General features: G+C 70.4%; 19 protein-coding genes. 7 read left to right on the top strand and 12 right to left on the bottom strand.

All coding sequences use genetic code 11. The features are described from left to right. Positions 1–151: 151 nt before the first annotated feature. The gene (locus FSW04_RS01665; RefSeq protein ID WP_146915588.1) at positions 152–556 is read right to left on the bottom strand and encodes a MarR family winged helix-turn-helix transcriptional regulator; all 405 of its coding nucleotides are present in this window, start codon (positions 554–556) and stop codon (positions 152–154) included. Beyond that, the gene (locus FSW04_RS01660) at positions 553–2,370 is read right to left on the bottom strand and encodes a chloride channel protein (RefSeq protein WP_146915586.1); all 1,818 of its coding nucleotides are present in this window, start codon (positions 2,368–2,370) and stop codon (positions 553–555) included. Before FSW04_RS01660 ends, FSW04_RS01665 begins: the two co-directional genes overlap by 4 nt. Positions 2,371–2,458: 88 nt before the next feature. Here FSW04_RS01660 and FSW04_RS01655 point away from each other — a divergent pair, with 88 nt between their 5' ends. Beyond that, positions 2,459–2,665 carry a hypothetical protein gene (locus tag FSW04_RS01655; RefSeq protein ID WP_146915584.1) on the top strand — a complete coding sequence of 69 codons (207 nt, stop codon included), beginning with the start codon at positions 2,459–2,461 and terminating at the stop codon, positions 2,663–2,665. On the opposite strand, the gene FSW04_RS01650 is transcribed toward FSW04_RS01655, so the two are convergent. Then, positions 2,649–3,719, bottom strand: coding sequence for a sodium:calcium antiporter (locus FSW04_RS01650; RefSeq protein WP_146915582.1), 1,071 nt, complete (start codon positions 3,717–3,719; stop codon positions 2,649–2,651). The genes FSW04_RS01655 and FSW04_RS01650 overlap by 17 nt on opposite strands. 450 nt (positions 3,720–4,169) lie before the next feature. Here FSW04_RS01650 and FSW04_RS01645 point away from each other — a divergent pair, with 450 nt between their 5' ends. After that, the gene (locus tag FSW04_RS01645) at positions 4,170–4,829 is read left to right on the top strand and encodes a hypothetical protein (protein WP_146915580.1); all 660 of its coding nucleotides are present in this window, start codon (positions 4,170–4,172) and stop codon (positions 4,827–4,829) included. Positions 4,830–5,238: 409 nt separating this feature from the next. Here FSW04_RS01645 and FSW04_RS01640 read toward each other — a convergent pair whose 3' ends face one another. From FSW04_RS01640 to FSW04_RS01620, 5 genes are all read right to left on the bottom strand, one after another. Further along, positions 5,239–5,574 carry a hypothetical protein gene (locus FSW04_RS01640; protein ID WP_146915578.1) on the bottom strand — a complete coding sequence of 112 codons (336 nt, stop codon included), beginning with the start codon at positions 5,572–5,574 and terminating at the stop codon, positions 5,239–5,241. Further along, positions 5,574–7,370 carry a glycoside hydrolase family 15 protein gene (locus FSW04_RS01635; RefSeq protein ID WP_146915576.1) on the bottom strand — a complete coding sequence of 599 codons (1,797 nt, stop codon included), beginning with the start codon at positions 7,368–7,370 and terminating at the stop codon, positions 5,574–5,576. The genes FSW04_RS01640 and FSW04_RS01635 overlap by 1 nt, the downstream gene beginning before the upstream one ends. After that, positions 7,367–8,368 carry an SDR family oxidoreductase gene (locus FSW04_RS01630; protein ID WP_146915574.1) on the bottom strand — a complete coding sequence of 334 codons (1,002 nt, stop codon included), beginning with the start codon at positions 8,366–8,368 and terminating at the stop codon, positions 7,367–7,369. Before FSW04_RS01630 ends, FSW04_RS01635 begins: the two co-directional genes overlap by 4 nt. A gap of 98 nt (positions 8,369–8,466) precedes the next feature. Further along, positions 8,467–10,176 carry a molybdopterin-dependent oxidoreductase gene (locus tag FSW04_RS01625; protein ID WP_146915572.1) on the bottom strand — a complete coding sequence of 570 codons (1,710 nt, stop codon included), beginning with the start codon at positions 10,174–10,176 and terminating at the stop codon, positions 8,467–8,469. 6 nt (positions 10,177–10,182) lie between these two features. Then, positions 10,183–11,106, bottom strand: coding sequence for an aldose 1-epimerase family protein (locus tag FSW04_RS01620; protein ID WP_146915570.1), 924 nt, complete (start codon positions 11,104–11,106; stop codon positions 10,183–10,185). Positions 11,107–11,419: 313 nt separating this feature from the next. Between FSW04_RS01620 and FSW04_RS01615 the strand changes: the two genes are divergently transcribed. Further along, positions 11,420–11,860, top strand: a complete 441-nt coding sequence (locus tag FSW04_RS01615) for a MarR family winged helix-turn-helix transcriptional regulator (RefSeq protein WP_146915568.1) — start codon at positions 11,420–11,422, stop codon at positions 11,858–11,860. Positions 11,861–12,059: 199 nt separating this feature from the next. Here FSW04_RS01615 and FSW04_RS01610 read toward each other — a convergent pair whose 3' ends face one another. The 3 genes from FSW04_RS01610 to FSW04_RS01600 all read right to left on the bottom strand — a co-directional run bounded on the left by FSW04_RS01610 (position 12,060) and on the right by FSW04_RS01600 (position 14,493). Then, positions 12,060–12,467, bottom strand: coding sequence for an HD-GYP domain-containing protein (locus tag FSW04_RS01610; RefSeq protein ID WP_146915566.1), 408 nt, complete (start codon positions 12,465–12,467; stop codon positions 12,060–12,062). A gap of 101 nt (positions 12,468–12,568) precedes the next feature. Continuing rightward, the gene (locus FSW04_RS01605) at positions 12,569–12,925 is read right to left on the bottom strand and encodes a response regulator (protein WP_146915563.1); all 357 of its coding nucleotides are present in this window, start codon (positions 12,923–12,925) and stop codon (positions 12,569–12,571) included. Beyond that, positions 12,922–14,493, bottom strand: a complete 1,572-nt coding sequence (locus tag FSW04_RS01600; protein WP_146915561.1) for a sensor histidine kinase — start codon at positions 14,491–14,493, stop codon at positions 12,922–12,924. Before FSW04_RS01600 ends, FSW04_RS01605 begins: the two co-directional genes overlap by 4 nt. A gap of 286 nt (positions 14,494–14,779) precedes the next feature. Here FSW04_RS01600 and FSW04_RS01595 point away from each other — a divergent pair, with 286 nt between their 5' ends. Then, positions 14,780–15,604, top strand: a complete 825-nt coding sequence (locus tag FSW04_RS01595; RefSeq protein WP_146915559.1) for a DUF429 domain-containing protein — start codon at positions 14,780–14,782, stop codon at positions 15,602–15,604. A 186-nt stretch (positions 15,605–15,790) separates the two neighbouring features. On the opposite strand, the gene FSW04_RS25525 is transcribed toward FSW04_RS01595, so the two are convergent. Further along, entirely contained in the window at positions 15,791–16,609 is an 819-nt protein-coding gene (locus FSW04_RS25525; protein WP_187369157.1) for a hypothetical protein, read from the bottom strand. Positions 16,610–16,942: 333 nt separating this feature from the next. Between FSW04_RS25525 and FSW04_RS01580 the strand changes: the two genes are divergently transcribed. The 3 genes from FSW04_RS01580 to FSW04_RS26675 all read left to right on the top strand — a co-directional run bounded on the left by FSW04_RS01580 (position 16,943) and on the right by FSW04_RS26675 (position 21,428). Then, positions 16,943–18,526, top strand: a complete 1,584-nt coding sequence (locus FSW04_RS01580) for a virginiamycin B lyase family protein (protein WP_456062051.1) — start codon at positions 16,943–16,945, stop codon at positions 18,524–18,526. A gap of 146 nt (positions 18,527–18,672) precedes the next feature. Next, a complete protein-coding gene (locus tag FSW04_RS25520) occupies positions 18,673–19,674 on the top strand; it encodes a fibronectin type III domain-containing protein (RefSeq protein WP_187369154.1) in 1,002 nt (333 codons plus the stop codon). Then, the gene (locus FSW04_RS26675) at positions 19,671–21,428 is read left to right on the top strand and encodes a CHASE2 domain-containing protein (RefSeq protein WP_228430785.1); all 1,758 of its coding nucleotides are present in this window, start codon (positions 19,671–19,673) and stop codon (positions 21,426–21,428) included. The genes FSW04_RS25520 and FSW04_RS26675 overlap by 4 nt, the downstream gene beginning before the upstream one ends. The last annotated feature ends 4 nt before the right edge of the window (positions 21,429–21,432 follow it).

Below are 21,432 nucleotides of genomic sequence, written 5' to 3'. Positions count from 1 at the left end.
CCTGGCCCTCGCCGGCCCCGCCTCGGCCGCCCCGTGGTCGAAGGTCACCGTGAAGCTGAAGGTCACCGGCCACGGCGCGAAGATGACCGCCCGCACCACCGCCTCGCGCCGCGTGGCCGACGAGGGCGTCCTGCGACCAGCGCGCGCCCGGTCATCGCCGGGCGGTCACCGCGGTCAGGCGCTCGGCCAGGCCGCCGATCTGCTCGAGGTGCATCTCGCTGAGCCGGTCCAGGCGCGCCGCGCCCCGCCGCGTGAGCGCGAGCAGGACGCGCCGCTGGTCGTCCTCGTCGCGCCGGCGGACGATGAGGCCCTCCTGCTCGGCGCGCTGGGCGAGCTCGACCGCGGTGTGGTGGCGCACGAGCAGCGCCTCGGCCACCGAGCCGATCGTCGCCGGTCCCGTCGCGTCGTCGTGGCCGCGGATCGCGAGCAGCAGCTGATGCAGCGCGGGGGTGAGCCCGGCGTCCGCCGCCGCGGTCTCGCTCCAGCGGATGAAGCGGCGCAGCTCCGTGCGGAAGGCGAGCAGGCGCCGGTACTCCTCGTCGGTGGGTGCGGTCACGCCGTCGGCTCCCTCCTGGGGCGCAGGCCGAGCAGGCTCCGCGGGTGCAGGGGCGCGGCGCGGCGGCGCTCCTCGACGAGCACGCGCTCGTGCGCGCGCAGCAGGTCGAACTGCGTGACCAGCCCGACCAGGCGCTGGGGGTCGGAGGCCTCGACGACGGGCAGGGCGCCGTGGCCCTCGGCGGCCATGCGGTCGGCGACGTGGCGCAGCGTCTCGTCGGCATGGGCGACCACGGGGATGCGGGCCAGGTCGGCGGCGCTGACGCCGGCGGCCGACCGCGCGGGCATGAGGTCGGAGAACGCGATGACGCCGAGCAGCACGTCGTTGCCCGCGGTCATCGGGTACAGGCGCTGGCGGCGGGCGGGGCTGCCCTCGGGCAGCCGGGCGTAGAGGTCGCGCGCGAGGGCGGTGGGGCTCACGGTCGTCACGTCGGTCTCCATGACGTCGCGGACGAACAGCGCCTCGAGCGGATCTACCGCGTACTCGCGGCTGACGTGGTAGCCGCGGCGGGCGATCTTCTCCGTGAGGATGGAGCGCGGGAGGACCAGCACGCTGACCAGGTGCGCCGCGCCGCAGGCGAGGACGAGGGCGGTGACCGCGTTGACGTCGTGCGTGAGCTCGATCGCGAAGGCGATGCTCGTCAGCGGGGAGCGCATCACGCCGGCCATGGCCGCCGCGAGCCCGAGCAGCGCGTACGTGCCGACCGGCGCGCCGGGCAGCACGTGCCCGACGAGCCCGCCCGCGGCCGCGCCGAGCATCATCAGCGGAGCGAGGATCCCGCCGCTGGTGTTCGAGCCCAGCGCGACGGCCCAGACCACGAGCTTGACGACGAGCACGGCGGCCAGCGCGCCGAGCGCGAGCCGGCCCGCCAGCTCGTCGCCGATCGTGCCGTAGCCGACGCCGAGGACGCGCGGGTCGATCAGGCCGCCCACGCCGACGACCACGCCGCCGAGCGCGGGCCACCACGACCAGTGCAGCGGGAGGCGCGCGAAGAGGTCCTCGCCGGCGTAGACGCAGCGGGTCATCACCCACGCCAGCGCCCCGCCGCAGACGCCCACGGCCAGGCCGCCGGCCAGCACGGCGGGCCCCAGCTGGGCCTGCAGCGTGTGGGAGGCCATCGGGAACAGCGGGATGCCCGGCAGCAGACCGGCGCTCGCGAGCTGGGAGCGCACGACGGCCGCCGCCGCGGCGGCGGCGACCGCGGGCACGACGGAGCGCGGGCGCCACTCGAACAGCAGCAGCTCGACCGCCAGCAGGACGGAGGCCAGCGGCGTGCCGAACACCGCGGTCATGCCCCCGGCCGCCCCGGCGACCAGCAGCGCGCGTCGCTCGGCGGCGGTCAGGTGGAACAGCTGGCCGGTGATGCTGCCCACCGCGCCGCCCGTGACGATGATCGGGCCCTCGGCGCCGAACGGGCCGCCGGAGCCGATGCTGATCGCGCTCGACAACGGCTTGAGCACGGCCAGCCGCGGCTCCATCCTGCTCCCGCGCAGGAGGATGGTCTCGATGGCCTCGGGGATCCCGTGACCACGGATGCGCTCGGACCCGAAGCGCGCCATGAGCCCGACGACCAGGCCGCCGGCGACCGGGATGAGCGCGCTGGCGACGCCGAGGTGCCGGGTGCTCGGCGCCACGGCGCGCACGCTGAGCTGCCCGGAGTACAGGAGGTGCGTGAGCAGCGAGATGAGGTCCAGCAGCCCGAGGGCGATGACCGCCACGGCGGCCCCGACAAGGGCCGCGGCCAGCACGTGGAGCACCACGGCAGGGGATGTGGAGAAGTCGCGCAGCTCGGCGCGGGTCGAAGGATCCGGCATGCAATCCAAAACATATTGGACTCCGATACATTCTGCGGACAGCGAGGGGATCCGACACGCCACTTCCATCCGCGAGGGCGGGGTCCTCGTGCCGTTCCACTACGGCTGCTGGGACACCGACCATCCCGAGGGCCCGGGCGGCGACGACGGCCGCGCCGCCAACGAGCTGACGCCCACCACATGGGACCCCGTCTCCAGGCAGCCGCTGTCCAAGCCCGGCGCGGTCCTCGTGCAGCGGCTGGGGTGGGGGTGCGGCGGAGGGCCGACGCGGCGCTCCATCAGGCGGCCGCGCTGATCGCGAAGAGCCCCGCCAGGGCCAGGGCGTAGAGGACCAGCACGACCAGGGAGTCGACGCCCATCCGTGCGACGCGACGCGTGGGACGGAACAGCAGCCCGGTCACGTAGGCGGTGGTCAGCACGATGCCGACGGCGGTGAGGTAGATGTCGGTGTCGCTGGCCCGGGGCAGGACCGCCTTGCCGGAGAGCAGCGTGGCCGGCAGGAACAGCACCGGGAGGAAGGCGTTGCCGCCGAAGATGTCGCTGACGGCCAGCTGGTAGTCGCCCTGCCTGACCGAGGTGAGGCCGGTAGAGACCTCCGGCAGTGACGTTGCGGCCGCCAGGACCGTCGCGCCGAAGAGCACGCCGGACAGGCCGATGTGGCCGGCGATCGCCTCGCCGCTGCGCTCCAGGACGATGCCGGCGATCAGCGTGACGGCGGCCGCGGCGGCGAAGATGCCGGCGGCCCGGGCTGTGCTGATGCCCTTCTGGGTGGCGGTCTGCTCGGTCCTGCGGCGGCGGTGGCCGCGCTCAGGCTTCTGGCCGTCCGGCGGCTGGCCGGCCTCGTGCCAGGGCAGGCCGCGCCCGGCGCGCTGGACCAGCAGCAGGCTCACCAGCCACAGCACGGCGATCAGCACGCACTCGGGGGTCAAGCGCCAGACGATCACGCCGGCGGGCAGCTGCGTGCCGCCCACCACCGTGGCGAGCACGCCGATGACGGCCAGCCCCTCCACGACCAGGACGAGCGACGCCGCGCGGTAGGTGAGGGGGCGCCCGGCGCTGACCCCGAACACGTCGAGGACGACCAGCACGACGGTCTGGATGGCGATTCCGCCCAGGATGTTGCCGACGGCGACGCCGACGTCGCCCGAGAGCGCGGCGCTGCAGACGATCGCGATCTCCGGCAGGTTGGTCGCCAGCGCGAGGAGGAGCAGGCCGCCGAGCGCCGATCCCAGATGCAGCCGTGTCGCGAGCACGTCGGTCTGGCGCGACAGATGGATGCCGGCGACCCAGACCGCAGCGGCGCCGAGACCGAAGATCAGCACCAACCATGGTGTGGCGAGCTGGGACACAGGCCCGCCGTACCCATCCGGTGGCGCCCGCAGGGCGGGCTGTCAGATCACGCGCGCGAAATCGGGCCCCGGCCCGTTCGCGTGGCATCCGGGCCATCCCGGGCCCCCGTCGGCGACGATGCTGGTTGCGACGACATGACCGCGGACGGGGCCGCCCGGTTCGACGACATGAAGAAGACCAAGGCGGTGAACGTCTGACCCCTCGGCGGTGCTCCGAGCGCCTCGAGGAGCTCGCCGTCGAGCTACGCCAGGCGATCGGGATCGGGACGGATCTCTCCGAGGCGGCGGCGCCCCCTGCCGGTTCGAGGTCAAGGTCCGCCGCTGGACCGATCACCGGCTCGCCCGCCGCGAGCGGCTCCTGCAGACCGAGAAGGCCTGAGGGCGTGCGCGCTGTACGGCGCGAGCAGGCCTTTATGCTGTGGCCGATGTCGTCGACGAGGATCGGGAACGATGACGGATCTGCATAGAGGTCTTGCGCGAGAGAGCATGTTCGACACGGGTGCGCTCAGGATGACCTGGGACGCGACGCTCGACTACGGGTTCAATCCGATCTCGGCCGCCTACATCTCCCACAGGCCCACCTACACGCAGCGGAACGACATGGGATTCGGCAGCCCGTTCCCGGACCTGCACGTCAAGGTCGTCTCCTGCGACGAATTCCGGGCGGATGTCGGCAAGTTGTACGACATCGATTGGGGAGTCCCGGGCCAATCGGCGGTCATGATCCAGCCGCGTCTCGTGCAGGCCATGGTGTGCCTGCCCGTTGGCCTGCATTCACCGCCCACCGTCGTGGCCAAGTACATCGACTGGCACTATCGACGCTTCACCACTCGCGGCCGGCGGGCGCTCACCGCTGTGGCTGATGACCCGAGGGTGTTTCCGGAGATCGCCAAGGACATGCTGATCGACAACGTCGCCTACTTGGCGGTTGCCGGATACCAGAAGTACGCCGAGCAGTTCCCCGGGTCCTCCGACTACGACGGCACCGATCCCGACCAGAAGAACTACGACAAGATCTACACCCGGTCGATGCAGTACGCCAACTACCTGGTGCGACCGGCCGTGAGGACGTTCCTCGACGCCTCCGAGCCGACGGTGCTGGTGGACTAGTCCCGCATCTCCGGGCCTGGCGAAGGCCGGTCGGCGGCCGATCCGGGAGTCCGACGAGCGAGCTGGTGATGGACGGTGCCGCGCGCCAGTCACCGTGAGCTACGCGGACGGCGGTGCTCGGCGGGGAGGAGCGCCTCGTCGGCACGCCTGACGAGGGTGGTGAGCGTGTCATCGGGGGCGTCGGGCGCGTGGTCCTCGTCGAGCTCGGCCAGGCCGGCGCTGATCGTGGCACGCGGGAGCGCATCGTCGACGTCATGGCCCGTGCCACGTCGGCCAGGAGCAGGTCACCGTTCTCGTGGCCGGCCGTGTCGTTGACGACGTCCGGGCGCTCCCAGGGACATGGGGCTCCGTGAGCGGGCAGCCCACCGGCATCACGCCCGCGTCTGCGGTCACCCGCGGCCGAGCGCGGTCAGGGCACCCGGCGACCTCTGACGACCCCGGCCACGGCGAGACTCGTGGCGGCGAGCGCGCTGGCCGTTGCCGGCCGTCGAGACGCGGGGCGCCGGACTGCCAACGCGAGCATCGTGACGGCGTGCGTGCCGTCGACCGCCGCGCCCCTCAGCACCCAGGATCGCGAGCAGTGTCGTGAGGCCAGAAGTCCTTGCAGGAGCTCCCGTCCGCCGAGTACCTGGGTCACGCGGCGCGTGCGAGTGTCCACGCGGCCCTGGCCGATGATGCCGAGCACGACGTCGGGGGCGAGCAGCAATGCGGCACCCCAGGTCGCCCGGATCGCGGGGAGCCTCATCACGGCAGGTCCAGGTCGCCGTATTGGGTGAGCGCGCATTCGAGCATCAGCGCGTGGACGAACGCTTGCGGGAGGTTGCCGCGCAACTGGCGCTGGGTGACGTCGAACTCCTCTGAGTAGAGGCCGGGAGGTCCGCTGGCGGCACGGTTGCGTTCGAACCAGCGGGCGGCGCTGACGTGGTCGCCCTGTTGGGTGTACGCCAGCGACATCAGGAAGCCGCAGAGCAGAAACGCACCTTCTGATGTTCCCAGCGGCCGTTCGTCAGGGCGATAGCGGTAGCAGTAGCCGTCCTGGGTGAGCTCTGAGGCGACGGCTTGGAGCGTGGCGATGGAGCGGGGGTCGGAGGCCGGGATCGCGCCGCGGATGGCAGGCAGCAGCAGGGCCGCGTCCACGCGCACGTCCCCTGGCGAGCGCTGCCAACGTCCGGAGGGGTGGACGGCGTGCGCCGCGGTGTCTGAGACGATCATGTCCGCGAGTGAGACCCAGCGGGCGGCCTGCTCCCCGCCAGGCCCGCATTGCGCGATCTGCCGTAGCCCGGCGGCGCAGATCAGGCGGCTGTGCGTCCAGGCGTCGGGATCGATCTCCCAGATCCCCGCGTCGGTGTCAGGTTCGCGCCAGCGCTGCTCGATGGCCCCGATCGCGGACTCGGCGGCGCGCCAGCCGTCGGCGTCGAGGTGGTCATGACGCGCTGCGGCGGCGAACAGGAGCAGCGCCTCGCCGAAGCCGTCGAGCTGGAATTGCCCATTGACCCAGTTGCCGACGATGTCGGATCCACCTGGGTACCCGGGCAGGTCGAGCTGACGCTGGTCGGGGACGGCGGCGCCGGTGGTGGTGTAGGCGGGCTTGAGCTGGGGACCATCGGCGAGCAGCCGCTCGGCGACGAAGCGAACCGCGTCATCCATGAGCGGGTACGGCCCCGCCTTGGCGACCGCCTGGCCGGCGTAGCACTGGTCCCTGATCCACACGTAGCGGTAGTCATAGTTGCGGCCCTGGCGGGCGCGCTCAGGCAGGGAGGTGGTGGCCGCGGCGACCATTCCGCCGCCGGCGCTCGTCAGCCCTGAGAGCACCGCGTAGGAGTGGCGGCTGTCGCGCGGCGCGCTGGTGCGCTCCAGCTCGGGCACGCGGTCACGCCATGCTGCCTCCACGCCCTGCCAGGCCCATTCGGGATCCGGAGGGGCGCAGTCGGAAGCCTCGGCGGCCAGGACGAGGACGAAGTCGTGGTGGGCTCCTTCGGCGAGCTCCAGCGTGAGGGTCAGAGCCTTCCCGCCGTGGCCATCGGCCTGCGGGCGGGCTCCCTGGCCTCCGACCCAACACAGGTGAGCGCCGTCAAGTTCCCCGGTCCAGGTGCCGTCATCGGCCTTGGAGAGCCTGCGCAGCGCGTGCTTGCCGAAGTCCCCCCGCGGGTCGAGTACGACGTCGACCCGGGCAGTCCCTTGCCTGGCGATCACCCGGCGCAGGATCACTGCCCGGTCGGGACGAGTGGGCAGCGCGAGCGCCTCGCGGCACTCGATCGTCGCATCGTCGGTGACCCATCGACTGCGCCAGATCAGACTCCCAGGCTCGTAGTAGCCACCCCACACGCACCGGTCCCTCGGCGTCACCGCGTACGCACCCGAACCACCGATCAGGGAGGAGAACACCGCGCCGGAGTCCCAGCGCGGGAAGCACATCCAGACGAAGTCACCGCGGGGGCCGACGAGAACGCCCCGCTCGCCGTCGGCCAACAGCGCGTACTCGCGCAGGACGTGTGGACGCTGGGCGCGGGCGGCGGTCTGGGACGCTGTCGGCGCGGTCATCGCGTGCGCCGTGCCGCGGCCGCGAGGGCCGAGATGGCCAACCCCGCCGCCGCCACGATCGGTCGGTGCGTGGCCGCCCACAGCTGCGGGCTGGTGGTCTTGGCCTGGGCGTTGAAGATCCCGTGCGTCGCCGCCTCGTTCTGGACCGGCGCGTAGAGGTTGTCGGGGCGGTCGGGGTCGACGGGATGGTTCTTCATCTGCTGTCCGCTGAATCCGGTCCTGGCGAGGTACCGGTCGGCCAGGCTCGGCGCCAGCTTGTTGCCGAGGATCGCCTGGACGGCGCTGTAGCCGACCCACAGCTCCCGGCGGCGGTGGTGAGCCGCCCAGTAGACCGCCTCGGCGGGAATCTCCGGCTGGTAGATCGGGGGCACCGGCATGGGGTGCTGGGGCAGCTTCGAGCGACACCAGTTGAACTGGGTGGTGTTGACGCCCGGGAGCTGGACCATCGTGATGTGCACGTTGCTCTTGTCGTGCAGGAGCTCGGTGCGAAGCGAATCGGTGAAGCCACGGATCGCGAACTTCGACCCGCAGTACGCCGCTTGCAGCGGGATCGCTCGGTAGGACAACGCTGAGCCGACCTGGACGATCGTCCCGCTGTTGCGCTCGACCATCCGGCTGAGCGCGGCCATCGTCCCGTACACGGTGCCGAGATAGGTCACTTCGGTTGCGCGCCTGAACTCCGCCGGGTCGGTGTCGGCGACGCGGGCGAACACCGTGGCCATCGCGTCGTTGATCCAGACGTCGATCGGGCCGAGCTCCTGCTCGACCCGGGCGGCGGCCGCCTCGACGGCCTCGTGGTCGGCGACGTCGGTCGGGACCGCGATGGCCTTTCCGCCGAGGCCCTGGACTTCGGCCACCGCCTCGGCAAGGCCCTGCTCACCGCGGGCGAGCAGGGCGATGTGCGCTCCCCTCTTGGCGAACGCATGCGCGATCGCCCGTCCGACGCCTCCCGAGGCACCGGTTACGACGACGACTTCAGGACGTGTGTGCTTGGTCATCTGCTGTTTCCTCTTGTGCGGTGGATGGGGCGCGCTCTCGGGTGTCCGAGGCGCGGGCGATGGGCGGCGTGACGGGGACGGCCGGAGCGGCGCGGCGATCAGATCTCATCGCGGTAGCCGTAGAACTCGTGGTCCTCGTTGTAGCCGCCCTCGCCGCCGCCCCGCTCCGAGAAATGGCGGACGAACTCGATCTCCTTGATCCACTTGACGTGCTTGAAGCCGAGCTGGTTCTCAACCCGCAACCGCAGAGGCGCGCCGTGCAGCAGTGGGAGCGGCTCGCCGTTCATCTCGTAGGCGAGCAGGCTCTGCGGGTGACGAAGATCGTCGACGGTGTGCGAGTCGTAGTACTGACCGCCCTCGCCGCCCTCTCCGTAGGAGTAGAACATGACCCACCGCGCCTCCGGCTGCGGGCGTACCAGCTCGATCAGCTTGGTGAACGGCACCCCCGACCACCTACCGATCGCCGACCAGCCCTGAATGCAGTTGTGCATGGTGATCTGGTCCTGGTGTGCCAGCTCACGCAACTGCCTCAGGGACAGCTCTACCGGGTGCTCCACCAAGCCGTGCACGCGCAGTCGGTAGTCGCGGAACTCGCGATCGCGCAGGCCGGTCCACTCATCGCTGGTGGGCACCAGTCCGTTGGGCCAGAAGAACGGGCTGATGTCCTGCTCGCGGTACTCGGCCCGTGGCGCGTAGTGATCGAACAGAAGGTCCATCAGGCGTCCGACCGTGGCATTGGAGACGCGCTGCAGGACCCGGGTATGGGTCCACGAGAAGCGAACCGCCCAGACGTTGAATGCGATCGTGACGCCCAGCGCGACGAACAGCAGCGCCACCCCATTGAGGTCGTGCCCCCGGCTCCCCAGGGCGATCGAGTCGAGGTTGTCGGCGAACCCCGTCGCGGCCACCATCGTCATGTGCACGGCGTAGAAGAGCAGGAACGCGCACATGATCAAGAAGTGCAGCGTGCGTGCGGCCTGACGGTTGCCGAAGATCCGCTGATACCACTGGAACCGGTTGTCCAGCGCAGGCGACATGGCCAGTCCACTGAGGATCGCCAGCGGCCCCAGCAGGAAGACGACACCGAAGTAGCTCAACTGCTGGATCGCGTCGAAGCGGACGTAGCCGCCCGGTGCCGCCGGCAGGTGGAGGGCGGAGTACTGCACGATGCACGACCCCGCGTCGGGAAGGATCGACAGCTCCGTCGGGACGAGCTTGAGGTAGCGGCCGGTGGCAAAGAGCAGCACCACGTAGGCGATCCCGTTGACCACGAACAGGATGTCGAAGATGAAGTGCCAGTGGCGTGCCACGCCGATGGTGTGCCGGCCGCCGGGCATGCCGAACAGCGGGCTCAGCGTCACGGCGTCGTCCTTGGCCGTCCAGACCCGGTCCTTGGGGACCGGTCCACGGAAGCGAAGCACCTCCCGATCGGGCGTGCAGTGCACCTTCGCGTACAGACGCGGATGATCGGCGAGGATCTGCCATCCGGCGCGGATGATCATCACCATGAAGAAGAAGTTGGCCACGTGGGTGACCACCACCCACCACTGGACCCCGGGGCTGACCCGAGGTGTGTGCGGGACGCAGGGGTGGCCATGGATCAACGACTGGCCCGCGCCGGTGGCGATGAACACCTTGCCCGCGGCCACCGACGCCACGGCGAGCATCAGCAGGCCGGGCAGGAGCCACCACACCGAGAAGAAGCGCGAACCCAGTCGCATCTGCACCTGGGACAGTCGCATCCGCGGGTGCCGGCCCTGCTCGCGCGTCAGGGACTGCTCGGCGAACGCTCGTTCGGCGTCGGCCATCGTCCGCTACTCGGGGGCGATGCCCCAGGCGGTCTCGACGCGCTCGCCCGGTTCGAGAGTCAGGAGCCCGTCGCCGGACTGCAGCGCATTGGGTGCGCAGGTCATCGGTTCGATCCCCAGTCCGCGACGCCGGCGACGCGGCTTGGGCAGCGAATCGCCGGTGAACAGCATCAGATAGGGGTAGCCCGCGTCGAGCCACAGCGTGGCCCGTCTCGTCCGGTCCGGGGTGATCACGCGCACCCGCGCGCGGCCGTCCGGATCGCGGAGCAGATCGCCGTAGGCGGTGTCGAGGCGGGCATCGCCGATCTCGCGCGCGCGGAGGAAATCGAACTTGGTCCCCGCCACGGCCGCCGACCCGGTCGGGATCCCTCGCTCGTCGCAGGTCAGATGCCTCTGTCCCGGAGCCTGGAGGAGCAGGGAGTCGATCGTCTCCGTGCCGAGCGTGAGGTAGGGGTGTGCGCCGGCGCCATACGGGCACGGGCCCGAGCCGACATTGGTCGCTCGCGTCCGAACGGTGAGACCGTCGCGCGACAGCGAGTACTCGATCTCCAGCGCGAGGGTGAAGGGCCAGCCGGACTGGGGGTGGAGGAGGTGCGTCATGGTGACGCGGTCCTGCGCCGAGGAGGCGGCGCTCCAATTGGCCCAGCGGACCAGACCGTGGATCGCGTTGTGCTTGGCCGGCTCGGTGAGTGGCAGCTGGTGCTGCCGGCCTGCGAAGCTGTAGCGCCCGTCGCGCAGCCGGTTGGGCCAGGGGATCAGCGACTGCCCCCGGGCCGAGGTGCAGCGCTCCTGCGCTCCGTACCCGTCGAGCAACTCGTGGCCGGCGGCGACGTAGGAGCGCAGGGCTCCGCCCACCTCGACCACGATGGCTCGCTGGTCGCCGGAGCGCAGCTCGAACTGGCTGCCCGAGGGAATCTCGATCGCCGTCATCGGTCGGGCAGGAGCTGCTGGAGCTTCTGCTTGGCCGACTGGGTGATCGTCCGACCGGTGGAGACCGTGTAGGCCGAGACGTCGAGCGCATCGGTCGTCACCTCGTGCGACGGTGAGCCGGATCGCATCATCGGATCCGTCGTGCGTGTGACCTACGCGTTGATGTTGGCCACGATCCGCCGCAGCGGTGCAGCGGAGGAGACAACGTCACCGCCATCGGTGCGCTCCGCACGACCACCCTCTGCATATCAGGCATGCTGAGATTGTATCAGGTTGACTGATATCAGGCAACCTGCGTAGTGTTGCTGTCGCAATGAGCGACCAGCGCCAGCTTGGGTACGAGCTTCGCCTCGCCGAGTTGGCTTGGCGCAAGAGCCTCGAAGGGCCGCTGCGAGAGCTCGGGCTCACGATTCCGCAGTATTCGACGCTCAGGGCGCTCGAGAGGGCGCCGGGGGCCTCGTCCGCCGAATTGGCCAGAAACGCCCTGGTGACGCCGCAGACGATGAACGCCCTTGTGCTCCAGCTGGAGGAGGCGGAGCTGATCGCACGAAGGGTCAGCGCGACCAACCTGCGGGTGCTCAACGCCGAACTGACGCCGGCCGGCAAGGCGCTGTTGAGCAAGGCTCACCGGCTTGTGGGCCGCCTCGAGAGCGTGGCCGTCAGCGATCTGAGCAAGGCCGAGCACCATCAGCTGCTCGAGCTCCTGGCACGCTGTGCCGCTGCGCTCGAACAGGCCGCGCCAAAGCGCGGGTGACGGCAGACGAGGAGGCCTCTCGGCTCCCCGATGCTGCCCACCGCCGCAGCGGCCCACGCGGCCGCGTGGCGCGACACCCAAGCCGCTCGAGCTTCCCGCGCCGCGATGGCCGAGACCCGGACATCCGCGCCGACGCGCGCTGGCGCAACCCCCCTCCGTCATCGACGGTCCCAGGTGCTGAGGTCTTGCACCGGGCCGATCACGAGATGTACAAGGCCAAGGCCCGCGCCCGCCGGGCGCCGGCGTCGGGCGTATCAGTCCGACGGGTCAGGGGGCACCGATGGCTCGACGGCCCTCGGGTCGCGTCGGTACGCACCTTCTCGGCAACGGCGGCGCAAGGCGCACCACGGCCCGCGTGGATGATCGCGGCGGCGACGGGCACCGCGACGGCATCCTTGTGGACACGTCCGCTGGGGATGGCGTCAAACGCGTCGGCGACCGCGACGATCCGGCCGGCCAGGGGGATGTCGTCGCCGCGCAGCCCGTGCGGATGGCCGCCACCGTCGTGGCGTTGGTGGTGCGTGAGCGCGATCCACGCGGCGAGGTCGAGAAGGTCGCTGCCGCAACCGCTGAGCATCTCGTGGCCGACCTGGGCGTGCGTCTGCATCACGGCGCCCTCGTCTGAGGTCGGCGGACCGGGCTTGAGCAGGCTCGCGTCGGCACGGCGACCTCGCCGATGTCGTGCATCGTGCTGGCGAGACGGAGCGGTCAGTCGTGGAGGACGGGGAGGAGCTTGGCGGTATCAATCGGCTTTTCGAACAGCCCGTCGCAGCCGGCGGATTCGGCGCGCTCTTGGGTTTCGCCCATGAGGTAGGCGGTCACGGCGTAGATCCGGACGCCGTCGAAGCGGGGGTCGCGGCGCAGTTCGGCCACGAGGTCCAGCCCGTCCCCGTCGGGCAGGTTGACATCCATCAAGATGATGTCGGGCTGGTGCTCGGCGAGGCGCTGCTGGACCTCGGTGATGGTGGCCGCCGCGATGACGCGGTGGCCCTCCCCCTCGACCAGCATCGTCAGCAGCTGGCGGTTGAGGTCGTGGTCTTCGACGACCAGGATGGTCTTGGTCATCGTGCGCGGGGTAGGGTGACGGTGAAGGTGGCGCCGTGGCCGGGTTCGGAGCTGACGTGGATGCGTCCGCCCTGGGCGTCGATGATGCGGTGGGTGACCGCCAGTCCCAGTCCGGCACCGCCGTTGCGGTGGGCGCCCTGCTCGAAGGGCAAGAAGATCTTGTCGAGGTCGTCGGCCGGGATTCCGGGTCCGTTGTCGTGTACTTCGATGCCCAGTTCCCCGTGGTCGTCTCGAGTCAGCCGCACGGCGACACGGCCACCAGCCTCGGTGAACTTGATGGCGTTGCCGATCAGGTTGTAGAGAACCTGTTTGAACCGCGCGGGATCCAACCGGTAGGCGCCGGTGTCGGGCGCATCGAGATCGATGGTGATCCCGCGGTCGTGGGCGAGACCGCTCATGCCGTTGACCACCTCGAGCGCCAACAAGTGCGGCGCCGCGTCCTCGGGGTGAAAGGTCATGCGGCCTTCTTCGACGCGCGAGAGGTCAAGGACTTCGGAGATGAGCTGGTTGAGGTGCTTTGAGCTCGTGACGATATGGCCGACGATCTCCGTCTGGCGCTGGCTGAGCTCGCCCAGCTTTCCCTGGTGGAGCATCTCGCTGAAGCCGATCACCGTGGTCATCGGGGTTCGCAGCTCGTGTGACATGGAAGCCAGGAAGGCGCTCTTGGCTCGGCTGGCCTGCCCGGCACGCTCCGCGGCACGTCCAGCTCGATCTGCGAGCACGATCACGAACGCGCCGGCGGGCACCAACAGCACCAACAGCAACCATGGGAGCGTGCGCTGCCACCCGTCGACAGGGGAGTACAGGACCGACGCTCGGACCGTGTCGACCAACGTCCATGACATTCCGAGAATCGAGGCGCCTCCGAGATGTCGGCGGTCGCGATCGTAGGACGCGTCGGTCGATGAGCCCTCACCCCGAAGCGCGACAAACAGCGCTCGGTCGCGCGGCGCCTGCGGACGGCTGTCGGCCAGCACCTCCCGAGCCGGACCGAGGATGTAGGCGCGGTGCCCCGTGAGACCGGGAAGGTTGACCAGATAGGGGCCGAGGACCCGCTGGACCTGAGCGACGGGCGTGGGCACCAACAAGACCCGCCGGCCCGTCGCGGAGTCGAACGGCACCGCGACCTCGATCACCAGGCCGCCCTTTGCCGGCAGCGCGCCCGTGATGCTCGGGCGTCCACGCAGCGCCTGGCGTACAAACGGTGCATCGCCTGCTGCCGGCTGCGCCCCGGCGGGAACAGCGGCCAGCGGTCGGCCCTGACCATCGAGGACCATCAGCGATCGATTGCCGGTCTGGGCCGCGACACGCTGCAGAGCGCGCGTGCTCACCGCCGGTGCCCGCAGCGCACGTTGGGCCACGGCGATGTCGTTGCTGTAGGCCTGCGAGACGATCGTCTGCACGAGCGCCGCGGCGGTCTCTGATCCAGACAGAAACCGCTGCTCGACCGTGTGCTTGGCGTCTCGCTGCGTCTTGGCAAGACCCAGCGCGAGACCGACCAAGGCCAGCAAGCCGAGCAGCGACACGGCGCTCAACAGCATCCTGCGGTGGTCGCCGAGTACCCTCATCGCCGGTCAGCCTATCTCTCGACTGGTGACCTCAGCACCGCGCGTGTGCGACGACGAGATCACGCGTCAGGCCGGCGGCGATGAGGGGCAGCGCGAGTTGACGGCTGGCGACGGGCTGTCCGCGGCAGTCTCCGTTCTGGTGACGTCTACAGCGTGATGGCGGCGCCGTCGTTCGTATCCGCCGTCGACTGCGTGGAGCGAGGTGCCGCCAGGAGGCCGACCTTGCGGACAGCGGGGCGGTCGGTGCGCCAGGTCTACGGGCTGACGCCTGTGCGAGGGTTGTCGGATGCGTTATCTCGGGGTCGATCTCGCCTGGGGCGAGGGAACCGACAACAAACCGGCCAACCAGAGTGGCGTCGTGGCACTCGACATGCAAGGGGCCATCCTCGACGCCGGCTGGACGACCGGAGTGGACGAGACGCTTGGCTGGGTCAGCAGCCAGGCCGCTGACGACGCTCTGCTGTTCGTCGACGCTCCGCTCATGGTCGACAACCCCTCGGGCCAGCGGATCGCCGAGCGGCAGGTGGGTCAGCGTTACGGGCGTTGGTGGGTCTCGGCCAACTCGACCAACCTCGCATCCGCCAGGCAGGCGGGCGTCCATCTTCGCCAGCGCCTGGAGCACCTCGGATGGCGATACGAGGACGGCAGAGCCGGACCGCCATCGGCGGGGCGGGTCGTCAGTGAATGCTTCCCGTACACGACGATCGTCGGTGTCGAGGAGCTCGGCTATGAGGAGCGGCGTCCGGCCTACAAGCGGGCCAAGAAGGGCATGCCCGCAGCACAAGCGTGGGTGATCCGAACCTCGGCCTGTGACGAGCTCATCGCCCGCGTCGCGTTGCTACGTGATCACGAGGTGCCGATGGATCTCGCCTCTCACCAGACGACGAGACGCCTGATCGAGACGCCGTCACCGGATCGGGCATCTGAGTACAAGCGACGCGAGGACCTCCTCGACGCCGCCATCTGCGCGTGGACAGCCGCCCTCTGGCATCAGAAGGGCACGGATCGCTGCCAAGTGCTCGGCGTCGAAGACGGCGCACCCACTGATCGTCAGATCCCGACGATCATCGCCCCGGCGCGAGCGTCGCAGCGATTCGCCACACGGTCCTAGGCCAGGTGGCGGTCATGCAACGGTTCTGACGAACAGGTCGCGGGCCGCAGCCAACCGCCTATCGGCCTGGGTGGTGGGACAGGCGGGCCGGCGTGATCGAGTTGCCGGTCCCCAAGAGCGCCGGGGCAGCTGCTTCCCGAGCCTCCTGCAGTCCGCAGCGGCACGTCGCCCTGGCGGTCGATCCTCTCAGCGGGCACGGACGGGTCTGGTCGATGCGGTCGCGCGGCCGGCGGCGTTGCTCGCCGTGACCGTGCAGACGACCCTGTGGTTGCGCACGGCGCCGCGGACCGTGAGCGTGCGCCTGGAGCCGAGCTTGTGGGCATGGCCGGCGAGGTGCCACGTGTAGCGCCTGCTCGTCGGGGTATTCGACCAGGTGCCCGGGTGGCAGGTCAACACGTGTCGCGAGTCGGTGACCCACGGCGGGCGGACGACACGCGGGATCGTCACGGTCGGATTCGCGGGGATCGGCGTGGGCGCGGGGGTCGGCGTGGGCGCGGGGGTCGGGGTAGGCGTCGGTGCGGCGGCGACGACGCCGCGCAGCTCACCGTGGGCCATCGTCGAGAAGTCGCTGTTCACGTACCCGCACAGCAGGTAGTTGCCCGAGCCGCCAAAGGTGATCTTGAAGGGCTGGTTGTAGGTTGGTCCCGTCCCGACCTCGAACCCGGTGCCGGGGCTGATCCAGCGCTCGTTGCCGCCCGAGGACGACGCGGCGGCGCTCTCGGTGCTGAAGTCGGCCGCGCAGGTGGGGTCGTGATCGGCGTCCTTCAGGAAGATGTAGATGTCGAACCCGAACATCGTGTCGGCGGGGTTCAGTGTGCCGCTGGCCGTGAAGTTCGTGGCGTTCCCGACCACCGCGCTGGGGTCGGTCTGCGTCATGGTGATGGACTCGCCATCGGCCATCGCCGCGGCGGCCGACAACCCGAGGGCGGCGCACCCCACCACCGCAAGCGCGGCCAGCCGGCGCAGCGCGGTCAAGAGCCGAGACAGGGGCGTCAGGCGGTGCATGGAAGGGTCCTCCGTGAGTTCCGAGCCGGTGACGAGCGCGCGAACCCTACCCCGGCTTCGGAGCCCCCGGCAAGGACGAGTCGTGAGCGATGTCCGATCAAGACGTGATCACCAGCAGCGGCCGTGGAGCCGCTTTGAGATCAATCAGCTGGGCGCTGCGATGTACCGGGCGGATCAGGGAGTCCCCGCTCCGCGTCGGCCTGAGGTCCCCGCTGACGTCAACTGCTGTGCGTCGCCGATGTCCACCGGCGGACACTCTCCGCGTGGACGGCGTCGTGGGAGATACAGGTTGCCGCCGTCACGCCGATCCACGGACGTGTGACTCCGCGCAAGATGGCGACGCTGCTTGTCGCACTGCTCGCCGGGTGCTCGTGCACGAGCGCCGCCATCGCAGCGCCGACGATCACGGAGTTCGCCGCCGGCGCGGGCCCGGTCGGGCTGGCCGCCGGCGCCGACGGCAACGTCTGGTTTGCCGACCAGCCCAATCCGGGAGCGGTCGGCCGGATCACCCCTGCAGGTTCGGCCACGGCGTTCAGCGCGGGCATCACCCACGATTCCAAGCCCACCGACATCACAGCCGGACCGGGCGGGATGTGGTTCACCGAGAACGCCAAGAACCGCATCGGGCGTATCGCCCCCGACGGGACGGTGAGCGAGTTCGCCGTGGGGAGCAAGGGCAATCCCCTGGGGATCGCCGCGGGCCCGGACGGCAAGCTGTGGTACACGGCCACCGCCAGCGGAGGAGCCATCGGGCGGATGTCGACCACGGGGACGGTGACCCAGTTCACCAGCGGCCTGACCAGCAACGGAAGCCCACAGGACATTGCCGTCGGTGCCGACGGGAACCTGTGGTTCACCGCGCCGGGGACTCGGCGGATCGGGCGCATCACGCCCCAGGGCGTCATCACCGAGTACGGGTCGGGCATCCTGACCGGAACGCCGCAGGAGATCGTCGCGGGTCCCGACGGCAACCTGTGGTTCACCGAGAACGGAGCGTTTGCCTCGATCGGGCGGATCACGCCGGCTGGCGCGGTGACGGAGTACTCGTCAGGACTGCCGCTGGGCAGCGCTCCCAGGGGCATCACGACCGGCACCGACGGCTACCTGTACTTCACCGACAGCGGTGCGAACGCCATCGGCCAGATCAGCACCGCCGGCACCATCTCCGAGTTCAGCGCAGGGCTGACCGCTTCAGCGGGACTTCGCAGCATCGCCTCAGGGCCTGACGGTCGGCTGTGGTTTGCCGAGCAGACGACCGGCCAGGTGGGATGGATGAGCGTGGCGCCGAGCGTCGGCGCGATCGGTGACGCCGATGTCACGGACACCGCTGCGACCATCACCGGCACGGTGGGTCCCAACGCGCAGGCCACGACCTACACCGTGCAGTGGGGTACCACGACGGCCTATGGCCAGTCGACGTCGGCCGCCTCGGCCGGCAGTGGATCGAGCCCGCAGGACGTCAGCGTCGGCCTGACCGGACTCCTGCCCAACACGATCTACCACGTGCGCATGGTGGCCACCAACGCCACGGGGACGACGGTGGGGGCCGATCACGTGTTCACCACGACCGCACCCGGCGCTCCGTCGGCAACCTCGCTGACCGCGACGGTCGTCACCGCCGGGGACGCGACGCTGAACGCCGCCGTCAACCCGGAGAACACGTCCACCACCTACCACTTCGACTGGGGCACCAGCACGACGCCCTACGGTGCCCAGGTACCCCTGGCCGACGCCGCGGTCGGCGCCGATGCCACCGATCATGCCGTCAGCCAGACCCTGCACGGGCTGGCCCCCAACACGACGTATCACTTCCGCGTCGTGGCCACCTCGGCCAGCGGCACCACCTACGGGGCCGACCAGACCCTGACCACCAGCCCCTGGCGCCCACCGCCACCACCGCGACCGCCACCCAGGTGACCGGTGATCAGGTCACGCTCAACGCCACCATCGACCCCAACAACTCCACGACCGCGTACCACTTCGAGTGGGGTCCCACGACCAGCTACGGCGCGAGCCTGCCCGACGACGACGCGATCGTCGGCAACGACCACCTCGCCCACGACGTGGCCCAGATCCTGGCCGGTCTGACCCCCAATACCGCCTACCACTTCCGCGTCGTGGCCACCAACAACACGGGCTCGACACTCGGCAGCGACCAGACCTTCACCACCGCCGAGATCCTGCCCGACGCCCAGACGACGCCGGCCCTGGACATCTCGGACACCGCAGCAACGCTGACAGCCACCGTCAACCCGCACAACAACCCCACCACCTACCGCTTCGAATGGGGCACCACCCCCGGCTACGGGCAGAGCAGCCCCGAAACTGCGCTGACCGCCATCGACTTCGATCCGCATGCGGTCAGCCGACCGGTCACCGGCCTGGCGCCCTCGACCACCTACCACTTCCGCGTGGCGGCAACCACGGCGCGCGGCACCAGCTACGGCCCCGACCAGACACTCACGACAGACGCGGCCGCGACCTCGTCGCCCGACCCGGGGCCCGGACCGGCTGCCACCCCGATCCCGCAGCTCGGACGCACCGCGGTCGGGTCGGTAGCCCACGGAACGATCCGCGTCCGCATGCCCGGTCACCCGAGCTCACAGCTGCTGCGCGGCACCGAGAGCATCCCGACCGGAACGGTCGTCGACGCCACGCACGGCACCCTGCAGCTGCTCAGCGCCACCGACGCCTCGGGCCACACCCAGAGCGCCAGACTGCGCGGAACGGCGTTCCGTGTGTCGCTGTCACACAGGGCCCAAGGCATGGTCGAGCTCACGCTCATCCGGCGACCCACGCAGTGCGCGGCCCACCGTGGCACGGCGCGAACGGCGGCACGCGTGCATCCGCCGGTCACCCTCTGGGGCAAGGACAACCACGGCAAGTACCGCACCCACGGTCACAACAGCGTCGCGACCGTCCGGGGCACGGAGTGGACGACCACCGAGACGTGCGCAGGCACCCTGACCAGGGTCATCAAGGGTTCCGTGTCGGTCTGGGATCGCAGCACCAAGCGAAGCCACCTCACTCGGGCCGGCCACACCTACCTCGCGCGACGCGCGTGAACCCCGGCCGACGGCAGGCCCTCGGGCTGCTGCTGGCGGCGCTGGCCAGCCTGGGGCTGTCCCTTGCGGCCCAGGGCACCGGAGTGTTGCGCGGAGCCGAGCAGCGAACGCTTGCGGCGCGATTCTCGGTACGCGGCGCCTCGACGCCGTCTGACGTGCTCGTGGTGGCCATCGACGATGCCACCTTCTCCGACCTTCACCAGCAGTGGCCATTCCCCCGCTCGCTGCACGCGGAGGCCGTCGACGCCCTGCGCCGCGCCGGTGCGCGCCAGATCGTCTACGACGTCCAGTTCACCGAACCCACCACCCCACGCCAGGACAACGCCCTGTACGCGGCGATCGGGCGCGCCGGCGGGGCGGTCCTGGCCACCTCGGAGTCCGACCGCCAAGGACACACCGACGTCCTGGGCGGCGATGGCAGGCTCGCTGCGATCCGCGCTCGAGCCGGGGCGGCCAACCTGACCGACGGCTTCGGCGGCATCCTGGATCACTTCCCATATGCCAACGGCAAGCTGACGTCGCTGGCCATCACCGCCGCGGCGCGCGGCGGCGGTCCGGCGCTTCCTCGCTCGGCCTTTGCCGGCGCCGGCGCCTGGATCGACTTCCGCGGCCCTCCCGGGACGATCCAGACGGTCTCGTTCTCCTCACTGGTCCTTGGGCACGTGGACCCCGCGCTGATCCGCAACCGGATCGTCGTGATCGGAGCCACGGCACCGAGCCTGCAGGACCTGCACGCCACACCGACGTCGACCGAACCGATGGCGGGCGCCGAGATCCAGGCCAACGCCATCTGGACGGCGCTGCACGGACTCCCGCTGCGGGACGTGGCCGCCGTCATCAACCTCCTGTTGGTCGCGATGCTCTCGTTCGCCGTGCCGCTGCTGCGCATCCGGCTGCGGGTGCTGCCGGCCGCACTGATGGGGCCCCTGCTCGCCCTCGGCCTGCTGGCCGGCGCCCAGATCGCGTTCGACCACGGCGCCATCGTCTGGCTGTCGGCCCCTCTGCTCGCCGTGGCGTTGGGGACCGTGACGATGATCATCGCCAGCCACCTCTCCGAGACCGCCACTCGACGCCGCGTGGCCCAGGACAACGATGTCCTTGAGGCCAAGGTGCGCGAGCGGACCCAGCAGCTGCGCCGCACCCAGCTGGAGATCCTGCAGCGACTCAGTCGAGCGGCCGAGTGGCGCGACGAAGACACCGGGCTGCACATCACGCGCATGGGCAAGCTCAGCGAGCTGCTTGCCGAAGCCCTGGGCCTGCCGGCGCACGAGACCGAGACGCTGGGTCATGCCGCCGTCGCCCACGACATGGGCAAGATCGCCATTCCCGACCGCATCCTGCTCAAGCCCGGACCGCTGACCCCCGACGAGCGGATCGAGATGCAGCGCCACGCCGCCATCGGGGCATCCATGCTCGGAGACTCCGAGTCAGACGTCATGCAACTGGCAGAGACCATTGCGCGAACCCACCATGAACGCTGGGACGGATCGGGCTACCCCGATGGCCTACGAGGTCCGGAGATCCCGCTCGCCGGTCGCATCTGCGGCCTGTGCGATGTGTTCGACGCCCTCGTCTCCGAACGCACGTACAAGCAGCCGTGGCCACTTGACCGCGCCCTTGACGAGATCGCCGCCCAGCGCGGCCGGCACTTCGACCCCGAGCTCGTCGATGCGTTCTTGGAGATTGCCGCCCCCGCCTACCGCCGGCTCTACGGAGCCGGCGTGACGAAACCCCGCGTCGACCGCGCGGCGTGAGGCC

The sequence above is a fragment of the Baekduia soli genome (assembly GCF_007970665.1).
Lineage (GTDB): Bacteria > Actinomycetota > Thermoleophilia > Solirubrobacterales > Solirubrobacteraceae > Baekduia > Baekduia soli.
This window is presented reverse-complemented; position numbering and strand designations above follow the sequence as displayed.

Excerpts from the sequence above, each read along its gene's own strand:
- FSW04_RS01620 (WP_146915570.1), bottom strand. The coding sequence starts at position 11,106 with ATGACGGCGATCGAGATTCCCTCGGGCAGCCAGTTCGAGCTGCGCTCC.
- FSW04_RS01635 (WP_146915576.1), bottom strand. The coding sequence starts at position 7,370 with ATGACCGCGCCGACAGCGTCCCAGACCGCCGCCCGCGCCCAGCGTCCA.
- FSW04_RS01625 (WP_146915572.1), bottom strand. The coding sequence starts at position 10,176 with ATGGCCGACGCCGAACGAGCGTTCGCCGAGCAGTCCCTGACGCGCGAG.
- FSW04_RS01605 (WP_146915563.1), bottom strand. The coding sequence starts at position 12,925 with ATGACCAAGACCATCCTGGTCGTCGAAGACCACGACCTCAACCGCCAG.
- FSW04_RS01640 (WP_146915578.1), bottom strand. The coding sequence starts at position 5,574 with ATGAGGCTCCCCGCGATCCGGGCGACCTGGGGTGCCGCATTGCTGCTC.
- FSW04_RS01615 (WP_146915568.1), top strand. The coding sequence starts at position 11,420 with ATGAGCGACCAGCGCCAGCTTGGGTACGAGCTTCGCCTCGCCGAGTTG.
- FSW04_RS01660 (WP_146915586.1), bottom strand. The coding sequence starts at position 2,370 with ATGCCGGATCCTTCGACCCGCGCCGAGCTGCGCGACTTCTCCACATCC.
- FSW04_RS01600 (WP_146915561.1), bottom strand. The coding sequence starts at position 14,493 with ATGAGGGTACTCGGCGACCACCGCAGGATGCTGTTGAGCGCCGTGTCG.
- FSW04_RS01595 (WP_146915559.1), top strand. The coding sequence starts at position 14,780 with ATGCGTTATCTCGGGGTCGATCTCGCCTGGGGCGAGGGAACCGACAAC.
- FSW04_RS01645 (WP_146915580.1), top strand. The coding sequence starts at position 4,170 with ATGACGGATCTGCATAGAGGTCTTGCGCGAGAGAGCATGTTCGACACG.
- FSW04_RS01580 (WP_456062051.1), top strand. The coding sequence starts at position 16,943 with ATGGCGACGCTGCTTGTCGCACTGCTCGCCGGGTGCTCGTGCACGAGC.
- FSW04_RS25525 (WP_187369157.1), bottom strand. The coding sequence starts at position 16,609 with ATGCACCGCCTGACGCCCCTGTCTCGGCTCTTGACCGCGCTGCGCCGG.
- FSW04_RS01610 (WP_146915566.1), bottom strand. The coding sequence starts at position 12,467 with ATGCAGACGCACGCCCAGGTCGGCCACGAGATGCTCAGCGGTTGCGGC.
- FSW04_RS01630 (WP_146915574.1), bottom strand. The coding sequence starts at position 8,368 with ATGACCAAGCACACACGTCCTGAAGTCGTCGTCGTAACCGGTGCCTCG.